This window comes from Algoriella xinjiangensis (assembly GCF_900115015.1).
GTDB lineage: Bacteria > Bacteroidota > Bacteroidia > Flavobacteriales > Weeksellaceae > Empedobacter > Empedobacter xinjiangensis.
Genome location: NZ_FOUZ01000007.1, coordinates 139683 through 152346 on the forward strand (window position 1 = coordinate 139683; position 12664 = coordinate 152346).

Below are 12664 nucleotides of genomic sequence, written 5' to 3' on the forward strand. Positions count from 1 at the left end.
TTGATTCTAAGATCATCACAATCTACCTTTTTCATCGGTACTGCTTGAATCTATTTTATTTGCTTTGAAATTCTCTCCTATTTTAAAATTATAAATCAATGAAATAGAAAAAACTCTTGATTGTTCTTTATGTGAAATCCATATTTTTGTGTCATTAAAATAACTTGTAGCTTTGTAATTATTTGTATAAAAAACATCACTTATAGATACTTTTGCAGTTAATTGATTTTGTGAAAATTTCTTTTGAAAACCTATATCAATACCAGAAATTCCTTCTGTCACAATATTACCACTTACCATTTGAGGTGTATAAAAACCGTTCAAATTTGCACTATAACCATTTCCAAGTAAAATTTCATGCTCTGTTTGCAATATAAAAGAAGGTTTCTCTATTTTAAAATATGGTGACTCAGAAATCGTATAAGTTAATAGTATATTATTTACTGTTGACCACCACTTCGTGATTGAAATTGGAGCACTTATAGTTGCCGTAAAAACTTTATTAGTACCTGCATTATCTTTGATTACAGTCAATAATTCTTCATTTGAATTATTTTGAATTATTTGCGCAATTGCGTCTTTTGTTTCGCTAAAACTTAAAGCGGCATAATATTTTCCTTTCCATAAACTACCCAACTCAAAAGAGCTTGTAAATTGAGGCTTTAAGTATGGATTTCCCGTTAAAACCGAATAATTATCAATGTAATATTTATAAGGATTTAAATCGAAATAAGAAGGGCGCTTAATTCTTCTGTTGTATGAAAATGATAAATAATTGCTTCCATTTTCATTTAGATTTTTTTTAATAAATACAGAAGGAAACCAATTCAAATAACTTTGATTAATACTAGCTTGTTGATTACCTAATAAATTTCCTTCAATATCAGATTGTTCTGCTCTTAAACCTAATTGATATTCTATCTTTTTCCACTCACCATTAAAATTAGCAAAAGCACCATAAATTTCCTCTTTATAATCAAACTGAAAATCAAGATTTGACACAGAATTCCACGTATTATCAAAAACTTCATATTTATTTGTATTGTCAATTTCTGTAGATGTTGCCTTTGCACCAAAAGTTAGATTTTGTCCAGATTTAAAAATCCAATTATACTTTGCATCTGCTGTAAAAATTTTTGCTTCGCTTGGATAATAAAATTTAAATAATGTATCTTTTATTATAATATCTGAAGCAGTATAATCTCGACTATTGCTGGTACTAATTCCTTTTCTTTTATTATTTGTAAAATCTGAAATGAAAGTAATTTTAGAACCTAAAGTATCTGTTTTTATCGAATAATTTAATCCAATATTATGATATTTAGATTTAGAATCTGTAGGAAAATTCCCTTTTGATTTTAAGTTTTTAGAAATATCTGGATAAATAATATTTGAATTAGAAATAGAATTACTTGAAAAATTATTAAATTGACCTGTATATGAAATACCAATAAATTGTTTTTCTGTAATATCATATGTTGTTCCTAATTTTACACGATTACTTTTAGATTTCTGTATATCGTGAGTTTTTTGAACATATTCTCCATTATTTGGAAAACCTCTTTTTTGTTCTAATTCTTCATAATTTTTAGAATTATTATATGAATAAGTTGCATTTAAACCAATTTTCCCACTCTTGTAATTAAAAGCAGCATATGGATTATAAGAAGGATATTTTCCTAATCCTATAGAATAATCATTTCCGATATAACCATTAATTCCTTGTTTTGAACTTTTTTTCAAAATAATATTAATAATTCCGCCTGAACCTTCTGCCTCAAACTCTGCAGATGGATGAGCTATAACTTCTATGGATTGAATTTCATTTGAACGTAAAGTCTGAAGATAATTATTTAAATCATCTCCACTTAAATTAAGCATTTTTCCATCAATCATTACTCGAGTTCCCCATACTCCATTGATAGAAATATTCCCATTATTAACAAATACTCCTGGTGCTAGTTTAAATAAATCCATTGATGATTTTCCTGATGAATTTGGATTATCTGCAATATTCATCACAATTCTATCAATTTTTCGTTCAATTAATGATTTAGATTTTTTTATAAAAACTTCTTTCAAAGAAACATCTTGATCTACTTCTTTTTGAACAGTTAATGTAATTTCTTCTTGTGTTGAATTAAAATCAAATTGCTGGTTCGCTTCCGAAAAATTTCCATAATAAGACGTAATAATATAGCTACCATTCTTAGGAATATATACTTCGAATACACCATTTTCATCAGATATTTTTTCAATAACAATTTGTTCTGAATGATTACTTGACTTTATGCTTAATACAGCAAATGAAATAGGATTTCCATCTTCATCAATGATTTTTCCTGAAACAGTACTTTGAGCATTTGCTAAATTAAAAGCAAAAAAAAGTATTAGACTTGATAAAATTGATTTGTTCATGTATTTTATTTATTTCAAATCTAAAATGATGACCATTCTATATCAAGTTTATATGATAAAAAGGAAACCACGAAGGATGAAAATAGAATATTTAAGGATAAAAGATTTTCTAGTGGTCTAAGAATTATCTGTATTATTAAAATATTTATAAATAGTATTTATTCCGATGATAAACCAATGAAATTGATGAATTCTCTTATTTAGAATTGGCTAAAAAAAATGGTGTGAAATAGTGAAATTAAAGTGTTATTTATATTTATAATTTTTAAGTTTGCTAATATTTTTTTTATGAAAAACTGTATTATAATTTTTATATTCTTTTTAAATCTTCAAACTTCATTTGCTCAAAACATTGGAATTGTATCAAATATTAACCTAGATTTAGAATATGTTCATTTGGAAGGAACTTTAAAGCTAAGACTTAAAAATCAGCATAAAATTGATTATAACATGAATGAATTTATAAATCAATATTTCGAAAAAAAAGGGTTTGAAGTAAAATATCCTTACGATTTTGATTTTAACTATTTGCTAAAAATCATAATTACAAAACTCCTAAGCAGAACGAAAAACTTAATGAGTATGTAAATCTGTTTTGTCTAGAAAATAATTTACAAAAATTAATTATTATACGTAAGCCTACAGAGATTGACATGACTCAGGGTGTAGCAGGTTTCAAGGACGTTGAGAGTGATTTTTTTATTTACACTTCTAGTTTAGCTAGAAAAAAAGCAGGCATAGTATATAGAACAGAAATCTTTTTATATGATCCATCTAAAGGTAATAATTTTAGTCGTTTTGGATCTAGTTGGAGAATTCATAATTTCAAAGATTATATTATTGATAAAGAAGGTAATATTGATAAAAATAATAAAGTAGAATCTAATATGATAAAAGTATTTGAAGATTTTCTCATAAAATATTTTGAGAAAATTCTAAACTAATTAACATTCCAATATCAATTTAATCTTGAGCCAAATAAATTTACTAATCGGCTCATATTTTTAGTATATTTGAGCCAATTAGATTAAATAATCGGCTCATGAAATACAATTGGCAATATAAAAATTGGGCAAAATTTGAATATGATTCATCTGTAATCGATCAAATTGTAATAAAATTTGCATTGGAAATAGGCGAATTAAAAGGAATTATTGATACTTTACCCGAAGATATTAAACAAGAAACTATTATTCAATTTATGATTGATGAAGCCATTAAAACATCTGAGATTGAAGGCGAATTTTATAGTCGTCAAGATGTAATGTCTTCAATCAAAAATAAAATTGGTATTCATTCTTCTATCAGCCATATAAAAGATAAAAACGCTCGTGGAATTGGCGAATTAATGGTTGATGTTCTAAATAATTTTAAAAATGAACTTACTGAAGATTTAGTAAAAGAATGGCATAAAATATTATTCGAAAATTCAACCTCTATCAATGCAGGAAATTATAGAATTGGTGAAGAACCTATGGTTATTGTTTCAGGTGCTTATGGTCGAGAAAAAATACATTATGAAGCTCCTCCTTCAACGGATGTTCCAAACGAAATGCAAAAATTCGTCAATTGGTATAATGAATTCAAAGTAGAATCAATCGATATTAAAAACTCCTTAATTAAAACATCCATTGCTCATTTATATTTTGAGTCGATCCATCCTTTTGAAGATGGAAATGGACGAATTGGACGTGCTATTGCTGAAAAATGTTTATCAGAGAGTTTTAATCGTCCGTTAATCATGAGTTTATCAAGCACAATTGAAAAGGATAAAAAGAATTATTATGAAGCATTAAAAGATGCTCAGCAAACATTAGAAATTACAGACTGGATTTTGTATTTTTCTAATACTATTTTAGAGGTACAAATTCAAGCAAAGAAAATAACCAACTTTACTTTAAATAAAACAAAGTTTTTAGATCAAACAAAACCACTTTTAAACGAGCGTCAACTAAAAGTCGTTATAAAAATGTTGAATCAAGGAGCAGAAGGCTTTGAAGGAGAAATGTCAGCAAAGAAATACATATCCATTACCAAAACTTCTAAAGCTACTGCAACACGTGATTTACAAGATTTAGTAGAAAAAAATATTTTGACTACCGAAGGTGCAGGGCGTTCGGTGAGGTATGAGTTGAATATGTAATTTATTCAATTAAATAAAAATGGGTATCAAACGGGTATCAAAACTATGGTGAAAAATGGTGATTTTAAAATGCAGTAAAAACTCTAAATGATTAAAAATCAACATTATTAAATAAAAAAAGCACCTTTAAAAAGGTGCTTTTGTGGTCCCACTTGGAGTTCTGTTTGTTTTTATTAACTTTTAATGTATTTTTACACATTATATAACAGATAGTTAGCATTTTACATAAATTAGTTTTAATCAATTTTAACTTATTTTAATTTCAAAAACACCCCCTATCTGACCCCCTAATTAAAAGTTGTTATAATGAATTATCATTTTGAGCTAAGGAAAGATAAAATCAACAAAAATGGTCTAATCCCTATCAGATTAGTTGTTACGCATGGGAAGTCCAGAATACGTAAAAATATCAACGCTAAAACAATTGACGTTGATTGGAACAAAGATAATTTCTCAATAAATAATCAAAAGAAAAGCCCCTACTTTGAATATTACAAAGCTTCTAATAGAGAAATTCAATCTGTAATTGAAAAAGTTGAATTTATTTTCAAGTTTTTTGAATACAATGAAATAGATTTTTCAGAACAAATATTTAATGAAAGGTTCGATGAAGATAATACTAAAATTTCGATTGACTTTTTTGAAGCATTTCAAGAATTTATTGATGTTTCAAAATTAACCAAAGCTACTGGAACAATTAAAAAATATACTACAGTACAAAATTTTCTAAAAGATTTTAAAACTTTTACAAAATATCCATTACGTTTTGATACTATCAATAAGAAATTTGAAGAAGTCTTTATGCTTTATTGTTTTGAAGAACGTAAAACGGTTAATAATTACTACGGAAAATTAATTTCAATCATAAAAACCTTTATGCAATGGAGTTTTGATCGACAATATCATAATTCTATTGAATATAAACGAATTAAACGTACTGAAGATGAAATAGAAGTTATTTATCTGTCTATGGATGAATTAATGGAATTGTACAATCATAAATTTGAAAATAAATCTATGGAAAGAGCAAGAGATTTTTTCTGTTTTGGTTGTTTTACGGGTTTACGTCATTCAGATATTTACAATCTTAATAATGCAAATATTTACGACGATCATATTAATTTATCCTTAATAAAAACCAAAACTAATGATCATATTATTCCATTAAATGATTTTGCAAAAGCTATTTTAGAGAAATATAAAAACACAATTTACAATCCAATTCCTAAAATTTACTCACAGAAATTAAATAAAAAAATTCAAGATTGTTGCGAAGAATTAAAATGGTTTGATGAAGTTAAGTTAGTGCGTTTTATTGGAACTGAAAGAGTTTATAAAAAATTTCAAAAGTATCAATTAATCACTTCCCATGTAGCACGAAAAACCTTTATTACAAATGGTTTAATCTTAGGAATGAATGAACGTGTTTTAAGAAATATCACAAATAGTAAAGATGAAAAATCTTTCAGACGCTATGTAAAAATTGAGGAAGTACAAAAGCAGAAGGAAATGGATATTTGGAATACAGTTAAATACAAAAAAAGTGAATAAACTAACGATAAATACACCATTGAATCAAGTTTTAGTTCATTTAAACAAAAATGGAGATATTGAAATTGAAAATCTCTTAGACATTATCAATGAACATCTGAATTACAATGATATTATTACACTATTTGATTACATAGATATTCATTTTCCATTACTTAAAAATCAATTAAGTGTAATTGAAAATCTAAACATTCACTTATTTGAAAAAAAATATTCAGCAAACATTTCTGAATACTCCAAATTACTTGAAACTGGATATTTTATATGCTATTTAATCGCCTTAAAGTATGAAATTCAATCAACTTTACTTAATCCATTGTTTAATAATCTGAAATCAAAGTTTATAAAAGATTTAGATCTTAAAATTAATCAAAACACAGCTAAACTAGATTTAGAATTTGAAAATAAAGGGCATTTTAGTTTAACAGACTGTCTATTTTCATTTTTTATTTACGAGCATATAAAAGCCTTTAGATTATTAAAAAACAATATTCTAAAATCAATAGAAGAATCAAATAATGATCATACATATGTCAATTTAACATTCGAAATAAATAACTTCTTCAGAATCTTAAATCTTGATTACATTCCACTAATAAATCAAAAATCAATTGATACAAAAATTCATAAAAATGAAGTTTTAGTTTTATTAAATGGAAGCTTAAATAATGAAAGATGTATTCCTTTATCAAAACTTGATAAAAATATTATTAAAGAAAATTTAAATTATTTGAACAAAAACAATAACAGCTATTTAATTTATAAAGTTTTAATAATCTTACTACGTGAAATATCTAAAGTAGATCACAGGTATATGATTAGAGTAATACTGGATAATCTAACAAATATAAATCCTACGAAATATTCTAATGTTGAATATAATTACTGTCGAGATACTTTAAATGTCTGTTTATCTCAAAAAGAGAATTTATTCAAATTATATGCAGCTTTATCATTTTTAAAGGACTCCGAGTACCTTGAAGGGTTATCTAAATTACTTCCTAAATTATTAGCTGAATATCTAAATGTTAGCTCGACAAGTGAACAATCAATAAAGAATTACGTTTTTTTGAATAAAAATTCTAATAAAATAATTGAAAACTATAAAAATCACCTTTTCAAATATATCAATTAACATACTGATTATCTTTCAATTAACAATCAGGTGTAATATAGGTGTAACTTTTATATCTCAAATCATTCTAAGTTTGACTCAGTTAAAAACAATTAAACCTTTTTATTATGAGTAATAGATTTGTAGACAAAGGAGTTGAAAATAATTCTGCTCCTGAAAGAAAAAATGAATCAGTAAAATTTATTGAGAAAACAAGTTTTCCTATAAAGGAAGATCGATTGAAACAAGCGGAAGTTGCAGAAATGTTTGATACCACTGTTCAGACAATCATTAACTGGAGAAAAGCTGGGAAATTACCTTTTTATAAGATCGGTAGGCATATAATTTATTCAAGAAGTCAATTAATCAAAATCGCTTCACAAAATCAAGATTTAGTAAAAGCATAAAAAAAGAGTTTAATCCCACATTAAACTCTCATTTATAAAAATAACTTACGTTATGTTTTGCCTTTATTCTATGGCAAATATAAGACATAACAATTAATCACACAACTTATTATGAACTTAGATTCTGCCGAATTTATTCGAGTGGGCACATCATATTATGCTATAATTGAACGCCCTACCATATCAAAAGACACTGAAAAAATCATGATTTCTTGGAATAAAGAAACCATTGTAAACGACTTAGGTAAAGATTATATATCCGCTATTAAAAAGTATTACGGATTTTGTTGTATTCCACAACATATTAATTATGAGCGAGAAATTGGAGATTTCTATAATATCTACCATCCGTTAGATTATAATATCGAAACTGAATCAGAAATTGATTTACAAGAATTGCAACTAAAAATCCCTTACACTCTAAAATATATCAAACATATATTCGCAGAACAATATTTATTAGGGTTAGATTATTTGAAAATATTATTAGAAAATCCAACTCAAATTTTACCTGTACTTGTTTTAGTTTCTTCAGAACGTGAAACAGGAAAAAGTACGTTTCTGAAATGGCTTCGTAAAATTTTCTCTTTCAATGCAACTTTCATTAATGCAGATTCATTTGTAAATAACTTTAATTCAGATTTGAATGGAAAATTACTTGTTTTGGTTGATGAAATTATTACAGACAATCAACAAGTAACTGAACGCATTAAATTTCTTAGTACAGCCGATCGAAATAAGATTGAAAGCAAAGGAAAAGATAAAGAAGAAGTAGAATCTTTCTACAAATTTGTAATGACTTCCAACTTCGAAAAGAATTTTATCAAAATTGATAAAAAAGAAACTCGATTTTGGGTTCGAAAAATTCCATCAATTATTAAAAACCCTGAATTTGACAAGCATTTATACAAGGAAATCCCTTTCTTTTTAAACTATTTAGTACGAATACCCCATTCTACACCAAAGCAAACTCGAATGTGGTTCACTCCAGAGCAAATTAGAACTTCAGCTTTAACAAGACTAATGAATTATGAGAATGAAAATGCAAAACAAAAAGTATTTGAAATCATAAATGAAATTCATGAAAATTTTAATGAGGATGAAATATTAATTGCTCCAAAGGATATTCAATCTATTTCTAAACGAATTCATGGGAGAAACTCGATTGAAATTAATGAAGCAAGAAACGTATTAAAAACTCTAAACTTAACACCTTCTAATAATTCAAATAAATATGAAGGATATGAATATTTACCACATGGTGAATTCGTAAAAATTGATCGAAAAGGAAGATATTATTCTATAATTTTCAGCGAAATACGTCATTTTTTTGATGACAGTGATGACAGCCTTATAACTATTTGATATATAATAAAATACTGTCATCAAAATCGTCATCAAACCGTCATCAAAATTTAGTTTGATGACAGAATTAGGAAAATAAAATTTGATTTTGATGATTGATGACAAAGTGATGACAGCTTATTGAATTGAATTACATTCAATTACAAGCTTCTGTCATCAATCATCAAAAATTTCGTAAAATCTCAACCGTACAGAAAATGAATTGTAAAATGATAAACGAGCAAATTAAAATGATGGATTATTTAGCTCAAAAAGACATTTATCCAATAAGTAGTAAACAGAATGTTTTTTGGTTTTTAAGCCCATTTAGAAATGAAAAAACAGCTTCTTTTAAAGTAGATAATTCGACCAATCGATTTTATGATTTTGGAGAAGGATTTGGAGGAACTTTAATTGATTTAATTTCTAAACTTGAAAATATTTCAATCATAGAAACTATTCAAAAATTCAACGAAAATTCTTTTTCTTTTCAAAAGCAAAATGATTTTCATATTGAAAAAATTCAAACAAAAAATGAATATAAAATTTTAGAGTTGAAAGAAATTTCATCATTTCCTTTAATTCAATATTTAGAAGAAAGAAAACTGCCTTTAGAAATTGTAAAACGATATTGTAAAGAAATTCATTACAAATTAAATCAGAAAACATATTACGCAATTGCATTTCCGAACAATGAAAATGGATATGAAATTCGAAACAAATATGTAAAAATGTGTTTGGTAAAAAAAGATATTTCATTGATAAAAAACAATCAAAATCAATTGAAAATTTTTGAAAGTTGGAGCGATTTTATCAGTTACCTTTTTCTTTTTCCAACTGACGAATTTCTTTACGATTTTTTAATATTAAATTCAATTGCTTTACTCAGAAAAAATATAGAATTGAGAAATAAATATGAAAAAATTGAAACCTATTTTGATCAAGATGATACTGGGAAATCTGCTACAAATTTCTTAAAAACTGAATTAAAAGATAAAGTAAAAGATGATTCGAATTTCTATAAAAACTATAAAGATTTGAATGAATTCTTAATTTTTGAAAAATAGCTAAAAATTAGAATTCTTAGAAAATTAGGAATAGCAAGCAGTAATCGCGGGTAACCGATTCTATCCTATATATTCCTAATTTTCAATTTATTACAAAATAAAAGTAGTATTTACACATTCTTTAAAATACTACTTTACAATATAACACATTAAATATCAATAGTATTAACAATGTTAACAAAGTAGTAAAATGAAAAATAAGTTAGTTACTTTCAAATTGGATGAATCAATTAGAGATCATGCAACAAAAATGAAAAGATTATACAATTATCCTACTTATGATGATCTTTTTCAAGACATTTTTAAATTTTTTATTGACAATGAAACATCTCCAAGAGATGCAAATATTTCACTACACAAACAAATTTTTGAGATGAAAAGATCATTATCAAAAATTCATTCTGAGTTTATAAATAAACGATTAAACCCAACTCTTTTTGAAATAAAAACTCAATATATAAACACCAACAAAACTATTATTGAGATGATTAATCAAACCAATTCTAATACACATAAAGTTATAGAAATTGCAGAAAGTTTAAGTATAGCTCCACAAAAAGAGGCTCCACAAAATAATATCAATTTAGAGGATATAAAGTCTAAAATTTTAGAATTAGATAAAGTGAAAAAAAGCAAGTTCAATGGAGAAAAAAATATTGTAGAAATTGATTTAGTTGAATACAATCGATTAATGGATCAACTAAAATTAAAACTAAATAATTTTTAAAATCGTGTTAAAGAAAATTAGAATACTCAACGGATTTATTTAAAAAGTACTCTAATTTATTATCATATTCTTCTTTAGAAATATGATCATTTTCTATATGTACATCATAAATATCTTGAAAATAAAAGTAGAGAAACATATTAATTCTATAATCTTGATTATTGTGATTTAAGAAATTTTCGAAATCATTAAATGTGTATGGAACCAACGAATCGAAATTTAAAGAATTACGAATTAGTAAATATTCTGTAATCGTCATTAATTTAGGAGATTTAACAATCAAGTAGATTATTGCTGTTTTGATTGAAGTATTATCAATTAATAAAAATTCATTGATTTTATTAAATAGATATTGATTATCAACTCCAATATCATTGTTTTTTTGATACAGTTTTACTTCGTTTACAAAATCAGGATTAAGTTTAATATAATTTAGTTTTTCTAAAGATTGATCTTTTTCTTCAAACAAAATACGATTGAAAATAAGATGAATAACTTGTAGTGGATTTTTCCCCTGTTCAGATAATTTTTGTAGATATTCCATAAATAAAAATGGCGTGATACTAAACACAATCCGTTACTGAGGTACTCGGATACCCAAAACTCGAAAAGGCTAGCCCACGCCACTATATGGCATGAGCGTAAGCCTATCTAAAATTTTGAGTTTTTGAAGATTCCGAGTTTTCAGCAACCAAATTCTGACAGCTTACGCGTACGTAATTACTATTTTAATGATGTAAAGATAGAAAATGATTACTAAATTTAGCTCATTAATTACACTCATAATAATGAAAATTCAAACCCTTAGCGATCTACATTTAGAATTTGGAAGCACTTCTCTTTCTTTCGAAAATGCAGATTTAATTATTTTAGCTGGTGATACTCATCTTGGTATCAAAGGAATTGAGTGGTGTAAAAAATATATACCAAATAAAAGAATTATTTATTTACTTGGGAATCATGAATATTATAAAGGATCTTATCCTAAAACATTATTAAAAATAAAAGAAGCTGCATTAAATACAACTATTACTGTTTTAGAAAATGATTTTATTGATATAGAAGGGATTCGTTTTCATGGGTGCACACTATGGACTGATTTTTCAATATTTGGAGATCCAATGAAATATGGAATGATTTGTCAAAGTCTAATGAATGATTACAAATACATTAAACGTGATCCTTCCTATTCAAAAATGAGAACTATTGATATTTATCGTATTCATAATAAATCTATTGCATGGCTTGAACAAAGCCTAAAAGCTTCAATTGGTTTAAAAAATATAGTTATTACACATCATGCACCGAGTATAAAATCAGTTCCAAAAGAGTATGTTTCTGATCCTGTTACATCCGCTTATGCTTCAAATTTGGAGGATTTTATTTTAGAACATCAACCTATGTATTGGATTCATGGGCATATTCATACTCCTTGTAGATATATGATTGGTAAAACTGAAATTATTTGTAATCCTCATGGATATATTGATGAAAAAGATAATGGTTTTATAAAAGAATTGATAATAGAGTTATAAACTGAAGTTTTTTATTTTATAACTAATGTTTATTAAAATATGCATATTGTTTATATTTTAGTATATTTGATTATTATAATATACATTTTATGTTAGATTTTACTACAATTAAAGATGTAAAAAACACAATTGGTGAATGGTGTAAAAAAATGCGTAAAGCAGAACGTTTAACCCAACAAGAATTAGCTGATGAATTAGTTCTTTCTAGACTAACGATTGCCAAACTTGAAAATGGAGATAATCCTACACTTGAAACCCTTTTAAAAGTGTTACAGTATTTTGACGAAATGAAATCGATCAATCAATTTGTTTCTGATAAAATTGAGATTTTAGAAAATAATCAATCCATGTATTAATA

At 25.8% G+C, this 12664-nt stretch carries 13 protein-coding genes; 11 read left to right on the forward strand and 2 right to left on the reverse strand.

All coding sequences use genetic code 11. The annotated features are described in order from the left end of the window. Positions 1-15: 15 nt before the first annotated feature. On the reverse strand, positions 16-2418 hold the full coding sequence (locus BM072_RS08245) for an outer membrane beta-barrel family protein (protein ID WP_092908183.1): 2403 nt from the start codon (positions 2416-2418) through the stop codon (positions 16-18). A gap of 288 nt (positions 2419-2706) precedes the next feature. On the opposite strand from BM072_RS08245, the gene BM072_RS08250 reads away from it, so the two are divergent. From BM072_RS08250 to BM072_RS08290, 9 genes are all read left to right on the forward strand, one after another. After that, entirely contained in the window at positions 2707-3006 is a 300-nt protein-coding gene (locus BM072_RS08250; protein WP_092908184.1) for a hypothetical protein, read from the forward strand. 65 nt (positions 3007-3071) lie between these two features. Continuing rightward, positions 3072-3362 (forward strand): hypothetical protein, encoded by a 291-nt coding sequence (locus tag BM072_RS08255; protein WP_092908185.1) that lies wholly within the window; start codon positions 3072-3074, stop codon positions 3360-3362. A 98-nt stretch (positions 3363-3460) separates the two neighbouring features. Continuing rightward, complete coding sequence (locus BM072_RS08260; protein ID WP_092908186.1) at positions 3461-4561, forward strand: Fic family protein; 1101 nt, start codon at positions 3461-3463, stop codon at positions 4559-4561. Between the two features lie 306 nt (positions 4562-4867). After that, positions 4868-6112 carry a phage integrase SAM-like domain-containing protein gene (locus tag BM072_RS08265; protein ID WP_092908187.1) on the forward strand — a complete coding sequence of 415 codons (1245 nt, stop codon included), beginning with the start codon at positions 4868-4870 and terminating at the stop codon, positions 6110-6112. Next, on the forward strand, positions 6105-7247 hold the full coding sequence (locus tag BM072_RS08270) for a hypothetical protein (RefSeq protein WP_092908188.1): 1143 nt from the start codon (positions 6105-6107) through the stop codon (positions 7245-7247). The genes BM072_RS08265 and BM072_RS08270 overlap by 8 nt, the downstream gene beginning before the upstream one ends. A gap of 107 nt (positions 7248-7354) precedes the next feature. After that, complete coding sequence (locus tag BM072_RS08275) at positions 7355-7633, forward strand: helix-turn-helix domain-containing protein (protein ID WP_092908189.1); 279 nt, start codon at positions 7355-7357, stop codon at positions 7631-7633. A gap of 111 nt (positions 7634-7744) precedes the next feature. Further along, the gene (locus BM072_RS08280) at positions 7745-8998 is read left to right on the forward strand and encodes a primase-helicase family protein (RefSeq protein WP_143080481.1); all 1254 of its coding nucleotides are present in this window, start codon (positions 7745-7747) and stop codon (positions 8996-8998) included. A gap of 125 nt (positions 8999-9123) precedes the next feature. Beyond that, positions 9124-10044, forward strand: a complete 921-nt coding sequence (locus tag BM072_RS08285; RefSeq protein WP_092908191.1) for a toprim domain-containing protein — start codon at positions 9124-9126, stop codon at positions 10042-10044. A 190-nt stretch (positions 10045-10234) separates the two neighbouring features. Further along, positions 10235-10771 carry a hypothetical protein gene (locus tag BM072_RS08290; RefSeq protein ID WP_092908192.1) on the forward strand — a complete coding sequence of 179 codons (537 nt, stop codon included), beginning with the start codon at positions 10235-10237 and terminating at the stop codon, positions 10769-10771. Between the two features lie 7 nt (positions 10772-10778). On the opposite strand, the gene BM072_RS08295 is transcribed toward BM072_RS08290, so the two are convergent. Beyond that, positions 10779-11315, reverse strand: coding sequence for a hypothetical protein (locus tag BM072_RS08295; RefSeq protein ID WP_092908193.1), 537 nt, complete (start codon positions 11313-11315; stop codon positions 10779-10781). Between the two features lie 244 nt (positions 11316-11559). Between BM072_RS08295 and BM072_RS08300 the strand changes: the two genes are divergently transcribed. After that, positions 11560-12306, forward strand: coding sequence for a metallophosphoesterase (locus BM072_RS08300; protein WP_092908194.1), 747 nt, complete (start codon positions 11560-11562; stop codon positions 12304-12306). Between the two features lie 89 nt (positions 12307-12395). Next, complete coding sequence (locus BM072_RS08305) at positions 12396-12662, forward strand: helix-turn-helix transcriptional regulator (protein ID WP_092908195.1); 267 nt, start codon at positions 12396-12398, stop codon at positions 12660-12662. The last annotated feature ends 2 nt before the right edge of the window (positions 12663-12664 follow it).